Genomic DNA, 24,011 nt, shown 5'->3' with positions numbered 1-24,011 from the left:
GTTATATGAATTATATATCAAATGCCTCATATAATCGCTCTACGGCTTTTTCGCCATTTTCAGCGTCAATGACATATGAAATACTGATTTCTGAAGTTGTTGTTTGATAAAAAGGGATGTTGGCGTTAATTAGTGTAATAAACGCTCTGGATGCTACGCCTGACATATCTCTCATGCCTGAACCAATTAATGAAATTTTGACATAGGCTTCATTAATTTTATAATCTAAAGCTTCAAATTGAGCGGAAAGCCCACTTAAAATATGTGAAATTTGATGCACATCACTATCTTTAATCGTAAACGATAATTGTAGCCCTTCGATGTTAACGATTTGCGATATCATATCTACATTAACTGAGCCATCTTCTAACGCTGTAAACAATTGCGTTAACAAACGATTGTCAGGTAGGGGGTAGCTTATCGTTACATGCATCATATGTTTATCTAAAGCGACGCCCGTGACTGCTTTCTTTTCTAGAATTTCTGTTCTTGGCATAATCCACGTTCCTTTCACATTTGATAGTGTTCTTCCCAAATACAATGGTATATCGTAATTCTTAGCAAGCTCAACACTACGGGTTTCAAGTACACCTGCACCAAGTGCACTCATTTCCATCATTTCTTCGTAAGATACATAATCTAAGCGCTTTGCTCGACTAAGAACTCTTGGATCGGTTGCATAGACACCATCAACATCTGTATATATTTCACAAGGTATTTGATTACTTGCTGCTAAGGCAACTGCCGTTGTATCAGAACCACCACGACCTAAAGTTGTAAGTTCTAACTCATCATTGATACCTTGAAAGCCTGCTACGACTAAAATGTCGTTATTTTGAAAAGCTTGATCAAAGGTTTTTGAATCAATTTCTGCAATTCTGCTTTTCAAATGATGACCAACCGTTTTAATACCTGCTTGATAACCAGTCATGGCTCTAGCAGTCACACCGATATCATTTAACACCATTGATAAATAGGATACCGTTTGTTGTTCACCAGTAGTAAGTAACAGTGCAAGTTCTTCATCTTTAGGTGTCGCAGTCAAATGGAAGACATTATCCATTAGTTGATCTGTTGTTTTCCCCATAGCACTGACTACTACAATTAATTGTTCACCTTCGTCTACTCGACGTTTCAGCATTTTAGCTATATTTTTTATTTTTGTAAAATCAGCAACGGATGAACCGCCAAATTTCAAAACACTTCGTTTCAATACGATACCTCCTACAGATTAGGGGGAGGCACACGTTATAAAAAAAGAGCAAGTTCGGAATGCTCGAACTTGCTCATAATTTATATACAAGTGATGCACTCCATTATTTTTAAATAATGACAAACTCTCAGCTCTTAACCACAAAGTCCAACAAATCATACCTGCGATTATGATTCATTTCGGCATCGCACCCTTTCTATATTAGCTGTTGCAGACAGTGTATCTAATATATACTAATGATTGATGCGCCTCATCAATTTCTTATTCAATTGCTATGTTTTATATTATACATATGGCAATTGTGTCTGTAAACCGATAATTGTGATTTTTTGAAATAGACTGAAAAATTAAAGGCTATTTTTCATCATGAAGGTAAATATGAATTAAAAGTGTAAAAATTTCAGTGTTGAGACCTTTAATTAGTATAAAAAATTAAGGTTGAGACACAAAGTAATCCTATTCTAGAACTTAATCGACATGTTCTAAACGATATACTTTAATCTCAACCTTATTTTAAATTATAAATTTATTTTTGTAATACACCAATTTCTTGTAAATATTCTTCATAAGGGACTTCTTTAGATAAACCGCCTGGTTGATTTAGATCAATGACACGGTTTGCAATCGTATTGATGAATTCAAAGTCATATGACGTAAAGATGATTGAACCTTTAAATGAAGCAAGGCCATCATTTACTGCTGTAATACTTTCTAAATCAAGATGGTTCGTAGGTTCATCCAATAGTAAAACGTTCGCACTTGAAAGCATCATTTTACTTAACATACAGCGAACTTTTTCGCCACCAGAAAGTACACTCGCTTTCTTTTTAACTTCCTCACCACTAAATAACATACGTCCTAAGAATCCACGTAAGAACGTTTCAGTTTGTTCATCTTCAGGCGCATATTGACGTAACCAATCTACTAAATTCATGTCTACACCTTCAAAGAATTCTGAGTTATCTTTAGGGAAGTAACTTAATGATGTCGTTACACCCCATTTAAATGTACCTTCATCTGGCTCCATTTCACCAGCTAAAATTTTCAATAGTGTTGTTTTAGCAATTTCACTATCTCCAATTAATATCGCTTTATCATTTGGATTCATAGTGAATGAGATATTATCAAGTACTTTTTCACCATCAATCGTTTTAGATAGACCTTGTACGGTTAATAAATCATTTCCAATTTCACGCTCTGGCGTGAACTTAACATATGGATAACGTCTTGAAGAAGGTTGAATATCATCTAATTCAATTTTCTCCAATTGTTTTTTACGACTTGTCGCTTGTTTAGATTTAGAAGCATTTGCTGAGAAACGTGCAATAAAGTCTTGTAATTCTTTAATTTTTTCTTCTTTTTTCTTGTTTTGCTCTTGAGCCATTTTTTGAGCTAATTGACTTGATTGATACCAGAAATCATAGTTACCTACATATAATTTAATCTTACCGAAATCTAAATCAGCAATATGTGTACATACATTATTTAAAAAGTGACGGTCATGTGATACAACAATGACTGTATTATCGAAATTAATTAAGAAATCTTCTAACCAACTAATGGCAGGAATATCTAAACCATTGGTAGGCTCATCGAGTAGAAGTACATCTGGTTCACCAAATAAACTTTGAGCTAATAAAACTTTCACTTTTTGATTATTTTCTAATTCAGACATTTGTTTATCGTGTAATTCAGTAGCGATACCTAAACCTGAAAGTAGGGAAGCAGCATCCGCTTCTGCATTCCAACCATTCATTTCAGCGAATTCACCTTCAAGTTCAGCAGCACGGATACCATCTTCATCACTGAAATCCGGTTTCATATAAATGGCATCTTTTTCTTTCATTACTTCATACAAACGTTCATGACCTTTGATAACGACGTCTAATACGCGTTCATCTTCATAAGCGAAGTGATCTTGTTTTAAAACAGCTAAACGTTCATCTTTACCCATTGAAACGTGTCCTGTTTGAGAATCAATTTCTCCTGATAAAATTTTTAAAAACGTTGATTTACCAGCACCATTGGCACCAATAAGTCCATAACAATTACCTTCAGTAAATTTAATATTTACATCTTCAAATAGTTTACGATCGCCGAAACGTAAACTTACATCAGTTACTTGTAGCATGCATTTACTCCTTTATTTATCGTTTATCTAACGCAAAAATTATATCATATTCTGTATAGAGTTTCGACCTAATGTAAATGTAAACGTGTGAATGCTTGTTTTTACTATGCATGTTATAATGATGTAGAATACAAACCCTTGAAGGAGAATATTATGGCATTAGATAAAGATATCGTTGGTTCAATTGAATTTTTAGAAGTCATTGGTTTAGAAGGTTCTACATACCTTTTAAAAGGTCCAAATGGTGAACAAGTAAAATTAAATCAATCAGAAATCAATGATGAAGATGAATTAGAAACAGGTGAAGAATACAGTTTCTTCATCTATCCAAACCGTTCTGGAGAATTATTTGCAACTCAAAATATGCCGGACATTACGAAAGACAAATATGATTTTGCCAAAGTGTTAAAAACAGACCGTGATGGTGCACGTGTAGATGTTGGTTTACCAAGAGAAGTACTTATTCCTTGGGAAGATTTACCGAAAGTGAAGTCATTATGGCCACAAACTGGAGATTATGTACTCGTTACATTACGTATCGATAGAGAAAATCAAATGTTTGCGCGTCTAGCTAGTGAAACAATCGTAGAAAAAATGTTTACGCCAGTTTATGATGACGAAAAACAAAATGAACTTATTAAAGCAAGACCATATCGATTATTAAGAATAGGAAGTTTCTTGCTATCAAATGATGGCTATAAAATCTTTGTACATGAATCAGAACGTAAAGAAGAGCCACGTTTAGGGGAAGAAGTAGAAGTTCGAATTATTGGTCATAACGATAAAGGTGAACTAAATGGTTCATTTTTACCTTTAGCTCATGAACGTCTTGATGATGATGGTCAATTAATATTTGATTTATTAGTCGAATACGAAGGTGAATTACCTTTTTGGGATAAATCAAGCCCAGAAGCAATCAAAGAAGTGTTCAACATGAGTAAAGGTTCATTCAAACGTGCCATTGGTCACTTATACAAACATAAAATTATTAATATTGAAACAGGAAAAATTTCTTTAACTAAAAAAGGTTGGAGTCGTGTAGAAAAAGATTAATCATCTCGATTCAAACATTTTCCTTCTATTTAAATAGTGGTTTTAATACGCTATGTCATTTCAAGAAATTTTTCTAACCGCTAGTCATACATGTGGGGCTGGAAGATGAATTCGATAAGAATTCTCTCCAGCCCCTTTTTTTATTTTCATAGACAATCTTTATGCTTAGTATTAATTTTTCTATAATCTTAACAAAAAATTTACATTTAAACCATTTTGTATTAACAAGAGGTATGTAATATAAGGACTGTAAGAAATACATATAACATTTTGGGTTATCTATTAGGAGGATATTTCAATGAAAAAATGGCAATTAGTTGGTACAACTGTTTTAGGCGCTTCGGTATTATTAGGCGCATGTGGCGGTGGAGATAGCAGTGGAAGTGGTTCTGGAGATGGCAAAGACCTTAAAGGTGAAGCCAAAGGTGAAGGTTCATCAACAGTAGCTCCTATCGTTGAAAAATTAAACGAAAAATGGGCTAAAGATCATCCAAACGCTACTATTTCATCTGGTCAAGCAGGTACTGGTGCTGGTTTTGAAAAATTCATCGCTGGCGAAACTGATTTCTCACAAGCTTCTAGACCTATTAAAGATGAAGAAAAACAAAAATTAGAAGACAAAGATATTAAATATAAAGAATACAAAATTGCACAAGATGGTGTAACAGTTGCTGTAAACAAAGATAACGACTTCGTTAAAGAATTATCTAAAGATCAATTGAAAAAAATCTACAGTGGCGAAGCTAAAACTTGGAAAGATGTAAATTCAAGCTGGCCTGATAAAGAAATCAAAGCATTCTCTCCAAACTCAAGTCATGGTACTTATGATTTCTTCGAAGAGGAAGTAATGAACAAAGAAGATATCAAAGCTGAGAAAAACGGAGATACTAACGTAATTGTTCAATCAGTTGAGAAAAACAAAGAGGGTATCGGTTACTTCGGTTATAACTTCTACGAACAAAACAAAGATAAATTAAAAGAAGTTAAAATCAAAGACGATGAAGGCAAAACTACTGAACCAACTAAAGAAACAATCAAAGACGGTTCATATGCTTTAAGTAGACCATTATACTTATATGTTAAAGAAAAATCATTAAAAGATAATGACGTAATGAGAGAATTCATCAAATTCACATTAGAAGACAAAGGTAAATCTGCTGAAGATGCTGGTTATGTAGCTTCACCAGAAAAAGTTTACAAAGATGAACTTAAAAGCTTAGAAAAATATGACAAAAAATCAGATAAATAATAATCATTATTAATAACAAAGGGCTGGGAATTATTCAAGGGGTATTACAAGGTAGCAACTCTGCTACCTTGTTCTCGAATATATGGGTGATTGTTAAAATGTTTTAAGGTTAATTTGAACTCATTGTTTACCTGATAATTTCTAGCGCTTTTTTAAATTTATTGGGAGAAAAAGAGAGGGTTATATATGGCATCGGAAACTAATGTTAGAGACTTGATAGCTAAAAATAACGCTAAAAAGGGCGGTTTTAGTGATAAAATCGTACCCATTATTTTAGGTATTATAGCTGCAATCTCAATTTTAACTACAATCGGTATTCTATTCACTTTGATAACTGAAACAATAACATTCTTCACACGCGTATCTATCGTTGAATTCCTATTCACTAAAGACTGGAACCCAACAGGTTCTGATCCTAAATATGGTATCTGGGCACTTGTAATTGGTACTTTAAAAATTACTGTTATCGCAACGATCGTCGCAGTACCTATCGGATTAGGCGCAGCTATTTATTTAAGTGAATATGCAAGTGACAAAGCACGACGTATTATTAAACCAATTCTAGAAATCTTGGCAGGTATTCCAACAATTGTATTTGGTTTCTTCGCTTTAACGTTTGTAACACCTGTTTTAAGAACGTTTATTCCAGCGCTTGATAGTTTTAACTCTGTCAGCCCAGGAATTGTAGTAGGTATCATGATTGTTCCTGTCATTACAAGTATGAGTGAAGATGCTATGGCATCTGTGCCTAATAAAATTCGTGAGGGTGCTTACGGATTAGGATCAACTAAATTCGAAGTTGCTACAAAAGTAGTATTACCAGCTGCAGCCTCTGGTGTCGTAGCTTCAATCGTTCTAGGTATCTCTAGAGCCATCGGTGAAACAATGATCGTATCATTAGCGGCTGGTAGTTCACCTACAGCATCACTAAACTTAACAAATTCAATTCAAACGATGACTGGTTATATCGTAGAAGTTGCAACTGGTGATGCTACATTCGGTTCAGATATGTACTACAGTATTTATGCCGTTGGTTTCACGTTGTTTATCTTCACGTTAATAATGAACTTAATTTCTTATTGGATTTCGAAACGCTTCAGAGAGGAGTATTAATATGACAGCTACTACAAATCCTAAAGCAAAAACATTAATAGACCAAAATAAAGTAGAAAAAAATATTTCAAGTCGTGGCAAAACGAACAAGCTAAATAAATGGTTATTCTTTACATGTATCGTAATCGCTTTAATCGTACTTGCAGCTTTATTAATTCAAACATTTGTTAAAGGTATTGGTTATCTTACACCAGATTTCTTTACGAGTTTCTCTTCTTCTACACCTTCACAAGCAGGTATTAAAGGTGCATTAGCAGGAACAATTTGGTTAATGGTAAGTATTATCCCAATCTCTATGATTTTAGGTGTTGGTACGGCAATTTACTTAGAAGAATATGCGAAAGATAATTTCTTTACGAGCTTCGTTAAAATTAGCATTTCTAACTTAGCCGGTGTACCTTCAATCGTATTTGGTTTACTAGGATTAACATTATTCGTTCGTGGTGGCGGTATTCAAGCACTTGCTTTAGGTAATAGTGTTATCGCTGCAGCCTTAACAATGTCATTACTTATTTTACCTATTATTATCGTTTCAAGTCAGGAAGCAATCAGAGCTGTTCCAAACTCTGTTCGTGAAGCTTCATACGGCTTAGGCGCAAACAAATGGCAAACTATTAGACGTGTTGTATTACCTGCAGCACTACCTGGTATCTTAACTGGTTTCATTCTATCTTTATCTCGTGCACTGGGTGAAACAGCGCCATTAATCTTAATTGGTATACCAACGATTCTATTAGCAACACCAACAAGTATTATGTCAATGTTTACAGCATTACCAACGCAAATTTACACTTGGGCTAAAATGCCTCAAGCTGAATTCCAAAATGTTGCATCAGCAGCAATTATCGTATTACTAGTCATCTTATTATTAATGAACGCAGTAGCCATTTTCTTACGTAACAAGTTCTCTAGAAAATATTAATCCAATCATATACATCATTCATTAGGGAGTGAAGATTGAAGCGACAATGACATGTTTATAATCATGCATCATTATCGTTTCAATCTTACAGATATAAAGGAGTTTTTAATTATGGCAAATACAAATGTTAAAGAGAAAGAATTAGCACAACATACAAATCGATCTCAAGACTCAATTTCAACAGTTGTTTCATCAAATGAAGTGAAACATAATAACGAAACTGATACGAATAAAAAAGTAGTGTATTCAACACAAAACTTAGATTTATGGTATGGCGATACACATGCTTTACAAAATATCAATTTAGATATTTTAGAAAACAATGTAACAGCAATTATTGGACCATCTGGTTGTGGTAAATCAACATACATCAAAACATTAAATCGTATGGTAGAATTAGTACCTTCAGTCAAAACTGCTGGTAAAATTCTTTACCGTGATCAAAATATCTTTGACGAAAATTATTCTAAAGAAAAATTAAGAACGAATGTTGGTATGGTATTCCAACAACCAAACCCATTCCCCAAATCAATTTATGATAACATTACTTATGGCCCTAAAACACACGGTATTAAAGATAAGAAACTATTAGATGAAATCGTAGAAAAATCTTTACGTGGCGCTGCAATTTGGGATGAATTAAAAGATAGATTACACACAAATGCATATGGTTTATCTGGTGGTCAACAACAACGTGTTTGTATCGCTAGATGTTTAGCAATTGAACCAGATGTCATTTTAATGGACGAACCTACGTCTGCACTTGACCCAATTTCTACTTTAAGAGTTGAAGAATTGGTTCAAGAATTAAAAGAAAATTATTCAATTATTATGGTTACACATAACATGCAACAAGCTGCACGTGTATCAGATAAAACTGCATTCTTCCTTAATGGGTACGTTAACGAATATGACGACACTGATAAAATCTTCTCTAATCCTTCTGATAAACAAACAGAAGATTACATCTCAGGACGTTTCGGTTAATATTCGACTATGATGACCATTATTAGACAGAAATACGAAGGTCAATTGGGTGACTTAATTAAAGATATTCGTCACCTTGGTCTTCGTGTTTATTTTAATCTAGAACATGCTTTAGTGTCGTTAAGTGAAGAAGATAAAAATTATGCAAGAAAAGTAATCGAAAATGATAAAACGATTAATCATTTAGACTATGAAATAAATGAAAAAGTGATTATGCTCATCACTAAGCAACAACCTATTGCAACTGATTTAAGAATGATGATGGCAGCTTTAAAAATTTCCACAGACTTTGAACGAATGGGAGATAATGCAGCACATATCGCGCATATTAGACTCCGAGTAAAGATAACAGATCATTATGTGTTAACACGTTTAAAAACGATGGGGAAATTGGCAATGCTAATGTTGCAAGATCTTAACACCGCAACAAAGGAAGAAGATATCACATTGATTAAAGAAGTGATTGAACGTGATAAAGACATTGATGATCTTTATGCCAATATTGTTAACACGACATATTTAATCGATAACGATCCTTTTGTAGCCGGACAAGCACACCTTGCAGCACGAAACCTTGAAAGAGTCGGGGACCACGTTAGAAATATAGCAGAAAGTATTTATTATTTCTATACTGGTGAACATTACGATAAATAACATAGAATTATTCCTAAATGAAATAACCCAAATCAAGTAAATAAACCCTGAAAATAACTGATTCAACTAGTTATTTTCAGGGTTTTAAAATTAATCAACAAGCGTAATGACTTAACCTTGTTTTTCAATTTCATCTGTTAATTGTTCCGCTTCGTTTACTAAGTCAGAAATGTATTTGATTGTTGCTTTAAGTGGGGCATCTGTTGTAATATCAACACCTGCAATTTTTGCTAAAGCAACAGGTGATTGGCTTCCACCTGCTTGTAATGTTTTTAACCATGCATCTACTGCCGGTTGACCTTCTTGCTTAATTTTTTGTGAAACAACTGTACCAATGGTTAACCCTGCAGAGTATGTGTATGAGTACAATCCCATATAGTAGTGGGGTTGGCGCATCCAAGTTAATTCCGAACCATCTGTTAACTCAACAGCGTCGCCAAAGAATTGTTCATATACATCTTGCATGATATGGTTGAGTACTGGCGCTGTTAGTGATTCACCATTATCCACTTTGCGGTATACTTCACGTTGATATGCAGCTTCTAATAAGTGAGTAACCATATTATGATAATACGTACGTGATAATATTGAACCAATGACCCAACGTTTAAATTTAGGATCTTCACTATTACTGAATAAATAATTAGCCATTAACATTTCATTCATAGTAGATGGTGCTTCAACGAAATACATTGATGCTTCAGAATCTAACAAGTGTTGATGTTGCTGTGCTAATGTGAAATGTCCTGCATGACCTAATTCGTGTGCTAATACAAATGTTTCAGTCATTTTACCTGTCCAAGAAATAAATACATATGAATGTGTAGCATATGGACTAGCACAATAAGCACCTGTATCTTTACCTTTATTCTGTGCAAAATCAATCCAGCGCTGATTATAAGCATGTTCCACCATTTGAATATAGTCATCACCAAGTACCTTTAGTGCACCATGGATATATTGTTTAGAATCTTCTATTGATATTTCAGGCTCATAACTTGGATCAACAGATACTTTTAAATCTTCGAAGCGCATTTTGTCTAGCTTGTGAATACGTTGTAATAGTTTAGCGTATTTCTGCATTACTGGCGCTAAATCACTCATAATCACATCAATCTGTCTGTCATACATTTCTCGCGTGACTTCTTGATCATGTAATAAGTAGTCAATGACAGAATCATAACCTCTTAAATCTGCTTCTATTTTTTCTTGTTTCACATGTTGGTTATATGTCGCAGCAGTTGTATGTTGATATTTCTTTAATGCGTTACTAAAGCTTTTGAAACTTTTACGTCTAAATTCAGGATCAGCATTATCTTCATATTCATTTTCAAACGTTGCGTAATCCATAGGGTATGTCACATTATTATGTTCAAATGATTCAAAGGCAATGTCTAACATTTTCGTAGTGCCATATAATTCATAGGCACTTTGGAAAGTAGGTGACAAACTAGCCAATACTTGCTCAACTTCTGGAGATAATTGATATGGTTTGCTTTCAATTAATTTTTCTAAGTAGTGTGGCACTTCAGATTCAGCTATTGCTTGTTTAATCACATTCTCAGGTAGTAATACTATTTCTGATTCTACAAAGGATAACTGACTTGAAATTTTCCCATAATTTGTCGATAATTTAGCGCTTAATGTTTGTGCCTCTGTGTTTGCTGTATCGACACTTAGTCTTAATTCTGCATAATTACCTAGACGATCAAGCTGAATAAGGATATTTTCAAATTCAGTTAACACTTTTTTAATCATCGTAGCATCAGTAATTTTACCTTTGTATTGTTGGTTAAATGATTTTGATTGGTTAAGGACATTATCTAACGTTTCATAAAAATGTGCGTCACTTTCAAATAAATCATTTAAATTCCATTTTTCTGATTCTGAAACATCTTTTCTAAATGGTAAACCTGACGTCATATATTTCACTCCCTCAATTATTTTTCACAACTATTATACACAATATTATTTTCAAACTCATTATTAAGCCTTAAGGCCGAGTTAAACTCGTAAGCAAAGATGTATGATTTAATTACGTATTATTGTATAGTATTTAAAAGAACTTTTTTTAGATTGGAGATACACATGACTATTTTTGATATGCCAAACTATTTATGGATTACTATAGTTGCAATGATCATTTTGACTGTCTTTAGTGCTTTAGTACTAAAAAAATGGTTTGTATCCGCAGTAATTACATTTGTTGCGTTAGCTGTTTTAGCATTTTTCATACCTAATTTTTATGACATTTCATTTCAACCATTACTTGGATACGCTGCGTTTTTAGCCATTATCAGTTTAATTATTAGCTTTTTATTATGGTATTTCACTAGAAATTGGCGTCGTGAACGTAAAAAGAAACAATTAGAAAAGGAAATACGTAAATACGAAGATGATGACGAAACATTCCGTCGTCGCAATAGATAATAAAAAACGTTTGAAACTAAATGCATTAAGCATGATGTTTCAAACGTTTTTTATTATGTTTAGTCGGGTGTGCTTTATTATTTTTTAAATGCCTTTTCAATTTTATCTAATTGTTCAATCGTTGTTTGAATACCACCTTCTGAAAAATACCACGCATTAGATTCAAATTGGTAAACTTGGTTATGCTTGATTGCCTTCATATTTTTAATGACATCATTATTTAAAGCAGAAGGTAAGGTTTTGTCGTTACCTTTTTGTGTACGATCTATTACAAACAATTTATCTGGATTTACTTTATTTAAATACTCATAAGTAACTGTATTACCAGCTGAGTTTGCTTTCATAGACTTGTCGGCATGCGTTATACCTAAATCTTTATTTAGGAATCCACCGAAACGACCTGTAGGACCAAATGCTTTAACACCTTTATCATCTACGTTTAGAAATAGTACCGTATCGTTATTGATAACTTTTTTCGTCTCAGCTACTTTCTTACTAAGTTTTTCATTTAAATCTTTAGCTACATCTTGTTTTTTGAAAATTTTACCAAACAACGTTGTGTTATCTTTAATTGAATCAATATAATGATCGTTGTCAGGACTTACAAATAATATTTTAGCGTTAGGTGCTGCTTTTTTCATTTCATCTAAAGTTTTAGTATGAGCTTGTCTAAATGAAGCGAAAATGACTTCGGGTTTAGCCTTTGCCAAATTATCATAATTAGGTTGTCCAGGATTACCTAAGTTAATATATTTGTCATTTTTAAATTCAGAAAGGGAAGTAGGCAAGAATGCTGCACCTTTACCTTTTGCAATAGCTACAATTTTGTCTTCTAATCCCATCTGTTTCATAATATCTAGTGCACCATAATCCAACACAGCAACTCGGTCTGGATTTACTGGAATCTTAACTTTCTCGGTTTTCATTTCACCTTTAGTATGGGTATTATTTTTATCCTTGAATTCATATGTATTGTCAACGGTAATCGTATCCTTGGAAGAGGATGTTTTTGAATTCGAATCCTTGCCACACGCAGCAAGTAATATGATGATTGAAAAGAGTATAGCAATATATTTAAATGAATTTTTCATAATTAAGCCTCCTATGAAACAATTATATTGAAATTGATAATCATTTTCAATATAATTCGAATGCATATACTCACTTATTTTTAAACTAAATCTTCCAGTAATTGATCTAAAACAAGACATAGGGCATCTGTATTAGCATTAATACACTGAATTTTATTATCGTTTTTAAAAATAGCAACATCTATTTGATTATTATTCACAAAATAGCCAATCTTAGCGTGTTGTAGCATCTCAATATCATTGTGATCATTTCCAAATGCAATATAGGTTGGCTGACTACCAAGGATAGATTCAATAGCCGAAAATTTATTGATATTTTTAGCGGTAATATCAATATTGTGTTCATTCGAATGATTAATCAGAGATAAATGAGGTGCAGTTGTCGCTATATAAGCAGCAATTTCATCAAAGTCTTCGTTAGCAATATTCAATAAAATCGTCTTAATCGGTGCCTTAATGTCATCGAGTGTTAATTTGTGTGCTAATCGCTGTGGATCAAGACGACCAAAAATAGTATGAGACTCATCAACACGCGCAGCATAATCCCATTGATCATCTACAATATAATCTAAATCATAGTGGTTAATAACATCTTTGATTATCTTAAAAGATTTAGGCTGAATGGTTGCCAATGGTCGTATATGACCATTAATAGAAACGATAGAACCATTACCGCCAATAAGTGGAAATAAATGAAATTGCTTAGGCAAAACAGGTAATAAATCACGTATCGGTCTTGCCGAAGCAAAAATAACTCTATGTCCTATATTATGTAAACTAAGTAAACGATCGACAATATCTTGATCAATTTGTTGTCCATCAAAACAAATCGTACCGTCAATATCTAATACTAGATTCATATTAATCTCCTTTAATATATCGTAATATATTTAGAGTTTAGCACATATAACTGCATATATAGTAAGCTATTTAAAAACTATGAGGAATAATACTAAATGATTGTACATAGATTGTCATGTTGAATTACACGAAATCATTAATAGAATAGGTCCCCTGAGATAACACATATAACTTCCTATAATATATATTATGTAAACTAAAATACTCACATCGATATATACCTTTAGTTATTACACTTATTCGTACGCTGTCAGGATGATTTCTGAACATGTTATTTTATCACTACGTATTATTGATCAAAAACTTGCAGTATTTAGCAGCTACCTAAATGTTAAATAATTAAGCAACTAATTTTTACTATACCAATGACTAAGTACATACATTCAACTGTATGTGAACGTATATCATTTTAATCGATTTTAGAGGCTCGCCGATATAATTTAGGTTTTTCTTAAATTACTGTATTTACATAGTTATATTTAAAATGCTTCCAAGGTGCCTAAATATTTTTTTCTCACTTACAAGTATGGTATTTTGTTTTAAATCGTAATTGTTTCGCATTAAATCGTAAATGATGAACATACTCATAAAAGATAAACTAAATTAATTTCTATAAGGAATTACTTTTCATACATTTTAAATTTACTAAAATAAATTTATTTTGTAATATTATTGCTAAAAACCAAACCTGTGGTAATATTAAATTGTAGGGGCAACATGAAAATCAACTTAGAATTTACCTACACTGTATTGTAACTTGTCTCTATCACTCGTTACGATAAATAAAGGCTGTGACATGTTGAATGTCGCAGCCTTTATTAACATTAATTTATTTTTTTATTTTCTTGCGAATTGTATTAAGTGTATTAAACAACCAATATTTAAACTTATTAATAGGTTTATAGAAATCCCCAATTAACTCTTCGATATATACATTAAATCCTCGTTTAAAGCGATAAACACCATAATCTTCACTATTCTCTGTGAAATCGCCTGATAAACCGTAGAAATTATAGCGATCATAACCATGTTCGAAACAATAGTTCATCATATGCCAATGCATCATATATGGTCCCATATAATTATTATATTTTTCAGATGAGCCTCCAGAGAAGTAATTCACTTCATATGCATTTGCGAAGAAAATACCTGATGCTAAATTCAAGATTTGGCCATCTGTTTGACGTAATTCGCTTGCATTTAAGAGTTCTTTTTTATCGTGTTCAATTTGCTTATCTAATTCAGCAATTTTTCTAAGTTGTTTATCATTTTTATTTTCTTTTGCCATCATTTGATCACGACGGCTCTCTTTGTCAGTTAATGCGTCTTGCAATGATTTTATGTATTCATCTAAATCAATATATGCAAGTGGAACAAGCACTTTATCTCCATAAGTATCAAAGAAGTTATAGAAGTATTCATCTGTCTTAGATACGAAACCTGTTCGCGCTTCTGTTTCACGATATAAATCTAGGAATATATGAAATTCATCTCTACTTAGAAATCTTACTTTTACCCCGTAGTTTATCGCTTTATTGATATTTCTTTTTCGTTGGCTATCAAATTGCTTTCTCAATGATGCAGGTGTTTCACCTTTTAGGTAGTTAACCCCCATCCAACGCGCTTGACTTGATGTGTCATATTTAGTAGTAAATCCATGGTGCTCATAACCATGAGATTTAAATAAGTTGACTACCGCATCATTTTTCTCTCTATCTTCAAGTGGATTAATATCTTTATCATAAATTTGATAAATCCAATATGGATCAATTTTTACGTATAGGCATTGATGTTGATGTAGATATTTTTCTAATTCACGTAAATAAAAATCAACTAGACCTAGATCTGAATAATCCATAACTGGACCGCGATTTGAGTAATATACATAACTTCCCATAGTTGGTATTTTTGAGAAAAGGCTAGCTGCAAGCACTTTATTGCCTTCGTCTTTAACACCAAGTAACACTACTTCAAAGCCATCATTTTCACGTGTTTGAATATTTTCTTTCATTTGGAAGTAATGGCTTTCTAATGATGGGTTTTGTACAAAGTTTTCGAATTCTTTAACTGTTAACTCTGTAAATTTCATATTCGTCTATTCCCCTCTTAATTAAATCTATTTTTCATCTTTTTGAGTGTCTTATATACTGAATACATAGGTTTGTTAATCGGTTTCATAAAGTCCCCAACATACTCAATTACATCTGCATTGAAGCCTTTTTTAAATTTAATAACACCAACATCTTCAGCATCTTCACTGAAGTCACCACTGATGCCATAAAAATTGTATCTATCAATGCCGTGATCAATCGCATAATTAATCATTGTCCATTGAACAGCATAACTTCCCGCAAAATGTCTATACTTATTAGAAGTTCCTCCAGCATAGTATACAACTTCGAATGGATTGATAAAGAAGAAACCAGCAGATATTGGCAGTTCATTACCGTGTTCAGCTTGTAATGTTTTTGCCACATCTATTTTTTGTTGATTAGCATCAAGTTGTTTTTCAAGGTTTTCCTTTTTATTTAACGCCTTTTTATTATCTGGACGTTTTTCAATATCTTTAATCGCTTTATTTACATCTTTATTTAACGTTTCACGTTCATTCTGAAGTTCTTCTAAATACTCATCAAATTTAATATAAGCTAATGGAACGAGGACGCGATCCTTAAAATGTCTATATCGATTATAATAGAAACTATCGTCTCTATCTTGGAACTCTTTCGTTTCGGTAGTATCTTCCATAAATGAACGGAAGATTGGAAGTTCTTCTTCTGATAAGAACTTAACTTTCACACCATTTTTTTGAACTTTTTTTGTATTACGTTTACGAAGACTATCCATACCGTTTAATACATCTTTAGCTGTTTTGTTTTTTAAATCTAGAACAGAATGGTAACGAATTTGTTTAATCGGGTCAAAGCCTTTAGTAAATCCTTCGTGTTCAAATCCTAGATGCTTCATCTTATCGAAGAACCAATCATTGCCAGCATTACCTGTTATGTCACCGTCATGATTTAAGTACTGATATGGTAAATAAGGATCAACACGAACAAAGAGACAATGATGTTGTTTTAAATACTTTGTTAATTCATTAAAGAAAAAGTGGACAAGCTCTTTGTTATCATAATCAATTACTGGTCCACGGTTACTATAAAAGTACTTAAAAAATTTCATGACTGGTACTGCTGTTAACATGCAAGCTGCAATGACCTCATTATCTTTATTTTTGATACCAACTAAGTGAGTTTCTGTTTTATTTGCAACTTTCATCTCATAGTTTTCAGTCGTTTGGGTGAAATGACTATATGGCATTTTATCTGTATAATTGCCAAATTCTGCAGCTGTTAAATTTGTAAACTTCATTATTTATTGCTCCTACTTCAAAGAATCTTTATCTATTTTTTTAGTTCAAAATTTAAATTATAATTTTGAATAATATCTTTATCTTCAACCAAAAATTTATATATCCAGTTTCATTAAGTATACAATAGAAATTAACAAAACTAAAATACAAACCATTTATGAGATTGAAATATTTTATAAAATAAATGTTGTGATCCTACCTAAACGATATCATCTAATTAAAGTAGTAAATAAAAACTGGGAGCGGAACAGAATTCTTTTAAAATTCGTCGTCCGCTCCCAGCTTGCTTTGACACAATAATTAAGTGTAGCTATTGTATAATAATGATTCAAATTTGTATTACCACCACCAAGGGACGCTTTTTATCTAAAGCATATCTAGCGTCTCTCTTACTTGTTTCAAAAAGTGAATCGTATCCACATTATCATCTTGACTCAAACGTTTAACGATTTCACTACCAATAACTATACCGTCTGCTACATCAGCAATATCTTTGACATGTTCAATTGTTCTGATTCCAAACCCTGCAACAACTGGTATATCTGTATGTGCTTTAAGCAGTTTTAATTTATCTTTCAATCGTGGATGAAATGTTCCGTTTTCACCCGTTGTAGCATTCATTGTTACCGTATAGATAAATCCTTCTGCCTGTTTAACAATTTTATTAATACGTTCATCATCTGCAGTCATTGCTACAAGTGATATGAGCTTAACATTCACCTTAGCTATTTTAGCTTTCAATTTTTGAGTTAATTCGTGTGGCAAATCAGGAATAATCACACCATAAACACCTACATTTGCACATTGTTTAAAGAAAGCCTCTTCGCCATAAGAAACAATAATGTTGTAATACGTCATTAGTACATATTTACAATTGATTTCATCTTTATGATTAGATAGTTCATTAAAAATATAATCTATTGTTACTCCTTCTTTGATAGCCTGGTTACCTGCTTCCATAATGATAGGGCCATCCGCAACAGGATCTGAGAACGGCACACCAATTTCAACGATATCAGCACCGTTTTCATCTAAGATTTTCATATTCTTAATAAATGATTTATTTCCCATAATGTATGGAATAAAAAGCTTAGTCATGTGAGTCACCTCTTGTCTTCATATAATGTCGAATTGTCTCCATGTCTTTATCACCGCGACCTGAAATCGTCACTACTAAAATCTCATCTTTATTCATTTTTGGTGCTAATTTTTCTACATAACTCAGTGCATGTGCACTTTCAATGGCTGGTATAATACCTTCCATTTTACTGAAGCGGATAAGTGCCTCCATAGCTTCGGTATCACTAGCATGTTCGTATTTAACACGTCCAATATCGTGATAATATGAATGTTCTGGTCCAATACCTGGATAATCTAAACCAGCCGATATAGAGTGTGCTAATTCTACTTGTCCGTGGTCATCTTGAATTAAGTACATTTTTGAACCATGAAGTACACCAGGTCGCCCTTTTCCAATTGCGAGCGCGTGCTTATCTGTATCAAATCCTTGTCCAGCAGCTTCGACACCATACAACTTAACGTTATCTTGAATAAATGGATAAAACGTGCCTATAGCATTAGAACCGCCACCTATACAAGCCACCACAGCATCAGGTAATCGTCCTGCTTTTTGAAGTATTTGGTCTTTTATTTCACGGCCAATTACACTTTGAAAATCTCTAACCATTGTAGGAAACGGATCAGGTCCTAATGCTGAACCGAGTAAATAGTGTGTATCCTCAACATGACTCACCCAATATTGTAACGCCTTATTAACCGCATCCGAGAGTGTTCCTTGACCATCATCAACGGCTTCAACTTTGGCACCTAATAATTCCATTCGAAATACATTGAGCTGTTGGCGTTTAATATCTTCTCTACCCATAAATACGATTAACTCCATATCGAACAATGCAACAACTGTGGCACTTGCTACCCCGTGCTGACCAGCTCCTGTCTCTGCAACCAATTTATTTTTGCCCATTCGCTTTGCCAATAATGCTTGACCTAATGCATTATTTATTTTATGCGCACCTGTATGATTTAAATCTTCCCGTTTTAAATATATTTGAGCGCCACCCAGTGCTTGGGTGTAAGATTTTGCATACGTCAACGGTGTTTCTCTACCTACATATTCTTTTAAATAGTACGATAATTCATCTTGAAATGATTGATCATTTTTTGCTTTCTCATATGCTTGTTTCAATTCATTAATTGCCGGTATTAGTGTTTCCGGAACATATTGACCACCATATTCTCCGAAAAATCCTAGTTCATCTGCTTCGGTTTGTATATTAAACATTCTTTTGTACTCCCTTCAATTGTTGTATTACAGCTAACATTTTATTTTTGTCTTTCATACCATTTGTTTCGATTCCGCTTGAAATGTCATAACCTACGTGATTTAGATGTAATGTTTCAATTTGTTTTATTTTGTTAGCATCAATACCTCCAGCGATTAAAAACGGAACGGATTGCTTAATGCGTTTTAAAATCGTCCAATCAAATGAATGACCAGTCCCACCATATTGTTTAGATGGCGTATCTATAATAAATAAGTCTACATAAGGACGATATCGTTCAATTTCATCTATGATATTCTGGCTAGCTGGTAACGCTTTAATTATTTTAATATTCTTAAAATTCAGCCTAATTTGCTTGATAAATGCTATTGTTTCTTCCCCATGGAGTTGAATCGCATTGATATGCGTTTGTTTTAACATTTTCTTTATAAGCTGGAAGGTGGGATTAACCATTACAACTACTTTATCTATACCATCTGGAACAAACTGGGCTAACGCATTAATTTGTTCAATCTCTAAATGACGTTTGCTTTTAGGATAGTATACAAAACCCACCATATTTACATTCAGAGTAGACAACTTTAACACTTCTGATTTTGTTTTAAATCCACAAAATTTTAAAATCATACTCTCACCTTTTTTAATTTAAGTGATGGTATAAAATGTTCTAACTGATTACAATTCATTAAAGCACCACCCACTAATAAGCCGTCAATACCACTATTTATGATTTGTTTGACATCTTGTTGTGAATGAATACCACTTTCAGATATATAAAAATAGTTTTCCTTTTTATACTCAAGTATATGATTCGTATGTTCAACATCGGTGTTAAAGGATTTTAAATCTCGATTATTTACACCAATGATTTGCGGTTCTAACTCATATGCCCTTTGTAACTCATTATCATCATGTACTTCAACTAATACTTCTAATCCCTTAGACGTCGCATAATGATAAAGTTGTTTTAACTTTTCATCAGTAAGGATATTCACAATGAGTAAAATAATTGATGCACCCGCTTGTTTAGCAACATCAATTTGAAGCGGATCAATGATAAAATCTTTACACAACACCGGCAATTGTGTCTTTGCCGATAAAGCTTGTAATCTTTCAAAACTACCACCAAAATATTGTTCATCAGTAAGGATAGAAATGGCATCTGCGCCATATCTTTCATAATCTTTTATTTGTTGAACTACATCTTTTTGTTGAAATGCCTTAATGGAAGGACTCTTCGATTTGATTTCGGCGATTAATACTAAATTTTCATTTCTACTTAATGCATCGGTTAAACGTGCTTTACTACTATGTTTTGTCGCTTTTAATGTTTGTAATTTCTGATGATAATAACCATCGTTTAATAAACGCTTTTTATATGCCACTATGTCATTTAATATTGTCACAACTATCACCTCTAACTTGTAAAAATTGTTTCATCGCACGACCACTATCAATTAAATGTTGTGCGAGATCTATTCCAGAAGCGATTGTAGCTACTTTTTCTGAAACATATAATGCAAGTGCTGCATTCAATACAACAACATCTCTTTTACAAGATGTGTCACGACCACTTAAAATGTCCAACGTAATTTGTTTGTTTTCAATTGGACTACCACCTTGTAATGCTATGTTATCAGCAACCTTTAATCCATAATCTTTAGCATTAATATAATAATGCGTTATATTACCTTTTTCATTTAGCTCATAAATTTCATTGTCACCAGATAATGTAGCTTCATCCATACCGTTGGCTCCGTGTATTACGATTGCTCTTCGACGCCCTAAATCTCTAAGCGTTTGCGTTATCATGTGCAATCGACTTGGGTCGTATACGCCCATGACTTGATAAGTTAATTTAAACGGATTGATAAGTGGCCCAATTATATTAAAAATAGTCGGCATAGGAATCATTTTTCTAACGGGTTGAATATGTTTCATAATGGGATAAGATTCCATCGCATTAATAAATGCCAATCCTCGCCTTTCGATTTGTGATGGTACATCTGATACTTTCGTCGTCCTTATGTCTAATTCTTTTAATAAGTCTGTGCTTCCTGAATGCGATGTGATGCTTCTATTTCCATGTTTGATAACCGGAACACCTGCGCTCGCGACGACAAACGATACCGTCGTTGAAATATTAAAGCTATTTGATTTATCCCCTCCTGTTCCACACACACAAATACTGCCTTCATATGTCGGTTGTTTAGGATACATAGTTTGAATTAAACCATTGGCAATATAAGTTAATTCTTCTTGTTTAATATCTTTTTTAGTAAAACGCGTTAGTACATCGACTTTATCTTCAATATCAACTTGCGGATCTGTTAGATACGCTATCAATTGCGTTGCCTCTGATTGGGTTATAGTAGTATGGTCATTTATATGTTTTAGTAGCACCATTCAGATGCCCCCTTTCCTTTACAATATGAATGAAATTCTTAATGATTTGTGCGCCAAACTCAGTGGCGAATGATTCGGGATGATATTGAATTCCGAAATGTAGATGTTCCTTATCTTCAAAGGATTGTATTGCATCTTTTGTCCGCCCAGTAATGATTAAATTCTTTGGAAAAGACGCTATGTCACTGACAAGCGAGTGATATCTCATTATTTTAATTTGATGTGGTATCGACAAATAGAGTGGCGACTGATTTTGAATTTCAAGTGTGTCCACTTTGCCGTGCATCACTTTTTCTCCTTGGACAACTTTGCCACCGTAATAGCAAGTAAGTGCTTGAGCGCCTAAACATACCCCTAGAATAGGTAATGAATGATAGTTATCAATAATTGTCATCAATTCATCCCCATCTAATGGGTGGCCAGGACCTGGAGAAATAATCACACCATCAATTTGATCTAAATAATGCAATACATCTTTATCATTTGGATATTTAATACATACATCATCAATTTGACTAACAATATCAACTAAGTTATACGTAAATGAATCATAATTATCTATAATTAGTATCATGGTGTTACCTCCAGTAAACTTTTGGCTTTAAGTCGCGTTTCTTCAAGCTCCTTTTCAGGTACAGAATCGTATACCACCCCACAGCCTGCCTCAACATTAACCGTATTGTCATCAATGAGCATGGTCCGTATTGCCAATGCAAAATCTAAATTTTGGTTACAATTGATATAACCAACGCCACCACTATAGACGCCTCTCTTATATGGATATGCTTCATATATAAGTTGTATTGCTCTTAGTTTAGGCGCACCAGAAACGGTTCCAGTTGGTAAAAGACTTGCAATAATAGTCATCGGAGATAACCCCTTTTTAATTTTGCCTTTCACTTCACTGACGATATGCATGACATGTTCATATTTTTCAATTACCATAAGTTTAGATATTTCAGAAGATCCAGTGATACTCACTCTATGAATGTCATTTCTACCTAAATCTACAAGCATACTATGTTCACTTCGCTCTTTCTCATCTGTGATTAATTGATTAGCATTACGCTCATCCTTTTCTGGCGTTGTACCACGTTGAATCGTTCCAGCAATGGGATTCGTTGTCACCTCACCGTTATGAACTGCGACAAAACTTTCTGGTGAGCTCCCAACTATAATCTCTCGGTCCATGTTGATGTAATACATATATGGGCTAGGGTTTTTCCGTTTTAAATTTTGATAAAGCTGATAACTTAATTGGTTCTTATCCGCTTTGAAATGATGCTCATAACTATATATTCTAGAAGGTACAACTTGAAACATATCTCCTTCAGTAATCCGTCGTTTCATTTCTTGGATGATATGAATGAATTGTTCATCAGAAATATTTGCTTTTATATGTGATCGCTTAGGTCGTTTTTTAATATCTTCTTGATAAACTTGAATATGTGATAATGACTGAACGTTACGAGCTACCCTAGTTTTTAATTCAGTTTTACTTACTTTTGAAAATTGATTTGACGCAATAACGTATAACTCATCTTTATAATGATCAAATACAAACACATCTTCTATCATATAGAGCGTTGCGTCGTGTGTTGTTTTCTTACTTTCAATAGCGATGCGTTGTAAAATTGGAAATTCATGTCGCACTAAATCAAAACTACACGTTCCGATAAAACCTGAAATAAATGGCAATTGCTTTAATGTTTCATCATCAATGTCACAATCAAACTGATTGATGTATGATTTCAAATAATTGTATGGCTCAGAAGTTATTGTTTGAGTTCCTTTTAAAGTTTCAATCATCAAAGAATTATCATTTAATTTGACAGTGCCATAAGGCTCAAATGCTACGATAGAGTATCTACCTTTCAATTGTTGTTGACTCGTACTTTCCAGTATAATTTTTCGTTCGTTTAACTGCCCTAAAACTTCGGGCGTTATATGCGCTCTTAATACTTCATAATAAAAATCCATTTTCTCATTCCTTTCATTAAAAAAGTCAGCCTCCTTATCTAAAGGACGCTGACGCGCGGTACCACCTTAATTAACGCAATATTCCAATTATTCGGAATATTGAACATTCACTCATTGATATTAATTTGTTTTACTAGCATAAACCCAATTTCATATTAAGCGGTGTTGATTTACATCACCCATCAACTTTCTGTCACTACCATACTTATCACTACTTCATTTATGCTATTAAATTGAATATTAAAAAC

At 33.2% G+C, this 24,011-nt stretch carries 21 protein-coding genes and 1 riboswitch; of the genes, 7 read left to right on the top strand and 14 right to left on the bottom strand.

The features are described 5' to 3' along the window. Positions 1 to 10 precede the first annotated feature (10 nt). Together HMPREF3239_RS10495 and HMPREF3239_RS10490 are read right to left on the bottom strand one after the other, a co-directional pair. On the bottom strand, positions 11 to 1,213 hold the full coding sequence (locus tag HMPREF3239_RS10495; RefSeq protein WP_070855598.1) for an aspartate kinase: 1,203 nt from the start codon (positions 1,211 to 1,213) through the stop codon (positions 11 to 13). Positions 1,214 to 1,298: 85 nt separating this feature from the next. After that, positions 1,299 to 1,475, bottom strand: a riboswitch (Lysine riboswitch). 264 nt (positions 1,476 to 1,739) lie between these two features. Then, positions 1,740 to 3,344 (bottom strand): ABC-F family ATP-binding cassette domain-containing protein, encoded by a 1,605-nt coding sequence (locus HMPREF3239_RS10490; protein WP_053030917.1) that lies wholly within the window; start codon positions 3,342 to 3,344, stop codon positions 1,740 to 1,742. A gap of 153 nt (positions 3,345 to 3,497) precedes the next feature. Between HMPREF3239_RS10490 and cvfB the strand changes: the two genes are divergently transcribed. From cvfB to phoU, 6 genes are all read left to right on the top strand, one after another. After that, entirely contained in the window at positions 3,498 to 4,397 is a 900-nt protein-coding gene (cvfB, locus tag HMPREF3239_RS10485; protein ID WP_070855597.1) for an RNA-binding virulence regulatory protein CvfB, read from the top strand. A 298-nt stretch (positions 4,398 to 4,695) separates the two neighbouring features. Then, a complete protein-coding gene (locus tag HMPREF3239_RS10480) occupies positions 4,696 to 5,646 on the top strand; it encodes a PstS family phosphate ABC transporter substrate-binding protein (RefSeq protein ID WP_070855596.1) in 951 nt (316 codons plus the stop codon). A gap of 186 nt (positions 5,647 to 5,832) precedes the next feature. Then, positions 5,833 to 6,759, top strand: a complete 927-nt coding sequence (gene pstC / locus HMPREF3239_RS10475) for a phosphate ABC transporter permease subunit PstC (protein ID WP_070855595.1) — start codon at positions 5,833 to 5,835, stop codon at positions 6,757 to 6,759. 1 nt (position 6,760) lies between these two features. Next, on the top strand, positions 6,761 to 7,681 hold the full coding sequence (pstA, locus tag HMPREF3239_RS10470; protein ID WP_053030925.1) for a phosphate ABC transporter permease PstA: 921 nt from the start codon (positions 6,761 to 6,763) through the stop codon (positions 7,679 to 7,681). A 111-nt stretch (positions 7,682 to 7,792) separates the two neighbouring features. Beyond that, positions 7,793 to 8,668 (top strand): phosphate ABC transporter ATP-binding protein PstB, encoded by an 876-nt coding sequence (pstB, locus tag HMPREF3239_RS10465; RefSeq protein WP_053030927.1) that lies wholly within the window; start codon positions 7,793 to 7,795, stop codon positions 8,666 to 8,668. Positions 8,669 to 8,680: 12 nt separating this feature from the next. Further along, positions 8,681 to 9,322 (top strand): phosphate signaling complex protein PhoU, encoded by a 642-nt coding sequence (phoU, locus tag HMPREF3239_RS10460; RefSeq protein WP_053030929.1) that lies wholly within the window; start codon positions 8,681 to 8,683, stop codon positions 9,320 to 9,322. A gap of 111 nt (positions 9,323 to 9,433) precedes the next feature. Here the strand turns inward: phoU and pepF are convergent, their stop codons facing one another. Then, positions 9,434 to 11,245, bottom strand: coding sequence for an oligoendopeptidase F (gene pepF / locus HMPREF3239_RS10455; protein WP_070855594.1), 1,812 nt, complete (start codon positions 11,243 to 11,245; stop codon positions 9,434 to 9,436). Between the two features lie 165 nt (positions 11,246 to 11,410). On the opposite strand from pepF, the gene HMPREF3239_RS10450 reads away from it, so the two are divergent. Continuing rightward, positions 11,411 to 11,752 (top strand): hypothetical protein, encoded by a 342-nt coding sequence (locus HMPREF3239_RS10450; RefSeq protein ID WP_053030933.1) that lies wholly within the window; start codon positions 11,411 to 11,413, stop codon positions 11,750 to 11,752. Positions 11,753 to 11,829: 77 nt separating this feature from the next. Here the strand turns inward: HMPREF3239_RS10450 and HMPREF3239_RS10445 are convergent, their stop codons facing one another. The 11 genes from HMPREF3239_RS10445 to HMPREF3239_RS10395 form a co-directional block, all read right to left on the bottom strand. Continuing rightward, a complete protein-coding gene (locus HMPREF3239_RS10445) occupies positions 11,830 to 12,843 on the bottom strand; it encodes a siderophore ABC transporter substrate-binding protein (protein WP_070855593.1) in 1,014 nt (337 codons plus the stop codon). 80 nt (positions 12,844 to 12,923) lie between these two features. Further along, positions 12,924 to 13,703 (bottom strand): HAD-IIB family hydrolase, encoded by a 780-nt coding sequence (locus HMPREF3239_RS10440; protein WP_070855592.1) that lies wholly within the window; start codon positions 13,701 to 13,703, stop codon positions 12,924 to 12,926. A gap of 830 nt (positions 13,704 to 14,533) precedes the next feature. Beyond that, on the bottom strand, positions 14,534 to 15,793 hold the full coding sequence (locus tag HMPREF3239_RS10435; protein WP_053030939.1) for an aminoacyltransferase: 1,260 nt from the start codon (positions 15,791 to 15,793) through the stop codon (positions 14,534 to 14,536). Positions 15,794 to 15,810: 17 nt separating this feature from the next. Continuing rightward, entirely contained in the window at positions 15,811 to 17,073 is a 1,263-nt protein-coding gene (locus tag HMPREF3239_RS10430; RefSeq protein ID WP_070855591.1) for an aminoacyltransferase, read from the bottom strand. Positions 17,074 to 17,440: 367 nt separating this feature from the next. Further along, on the bottom strand, positions 17,441 to 18,172 hold the full coding sequence (trpA, locus tag HMPREF3239_RS10425; RefSeq protein ID WP_070855590.1) for a tryptophan synthase subunit alpha: 732 nt from the start codon (positions 18,170 to 18,172) through the stop codon (positions 17,441 to 17,443). Then, on the bottom strand, positions 18,165 to 19,376 hold the full coding sequence (gene trpB / locus HMPREF3239_RS10420; protein WP_070855589.1) for a tryptophan synthase subunit beta: 1,212 nt from the start codon (positions 19,374 to 19,376) through the stop codon (positions 18,165 to 18,167). Before trpB ends, trpA begins: the two co-directional genes overlap by 8 nt. Beyond that, positions 19,369 to 20,004, bottom strand: a complete 636-nt coding sequence (locus HMPREF3239_RS10415) for a phosphoribosylanthranilate isomerase (RefSeq protein ID WP_070855588.1) — start codon at positions 20,002 to 20,004, stop codon at positions 19,369 to 19,371. Before HMPREF3239_RS10415 ends, trpB begins: the two co-directional genes overlap by 8 nt. Beyond that, on the bottom strand, positions 20,001 to 20,783 hold the full coding sequence (gene trpC, locus HMPREF3239_RS10410) for an indole-3-glycerol phosphate synthase TrpC (protein WP_070855587.1): 783 nt from the start codon (positions 20,781 to 20,783) through the stop codon (positions 20,001 to 20,003). The genes HMPREF3239_RS10415 and trpC overlap by 4 nt, the downstream gene beginning before the upstream one ends. After that, entirely contained in the window at positions 20,767 to 21,783 is a 1,017-nt protein-coding gene (gene trpD / locus HMPREF3239_RS10405; protein WP_070855586.1) for an anthranilate phosphoribosyltransferase, read from the bottom strand. The genes trpC and trpD overlap by 17 nt, the downstream gene beginning before the upstream one ends. Next, the gene (locus HMPREF3239_RS10400; RefSeq protein WP_053030952.1) at positions 21,758 to 22,357 is read right to left on the bottom strand and encodes an anthranilate synthase component II; all 600 of its coding nucleotides are present in this window, start codon (positions 22,355 to 22,357) and stop codon (positions 21,758 to 21,760) included. The genes trpD and HMPREF3239_RS10400 overlap by 26 nt, the downstream gene beginning before the upstream one ends. Further along, entirely contained in the window at positions 22,354 to 23,763 is a 1,410-nt protein-coding gene (locus tag HMPREF3239_RS10395) for an anthranilate synthase component I (RefSeq protein WP_070855585.1), read from the bottom strand. The genes HMPREF3239_RS10400 and HMPREF3239_RS10395 overlap by 4 nt, the downstream gene beginning before the upstream one ends. Positions 23,764 to 24,011: the final 248 nt, after the last annotated feature.

Origin of the sequence: Staphylococcus sp. HMSC34C02, assembly GCF_001838705.1 — a bacterium.
Lineage (GTDB): Bacteria > Bacillota > Bacilli > Staphylococcales > Staphylococcaceae > Staphylococcus > Staphylococcus borealis.
This window is presented reverse-complemented; position numbering and strand designations above follow the sequence as displayed.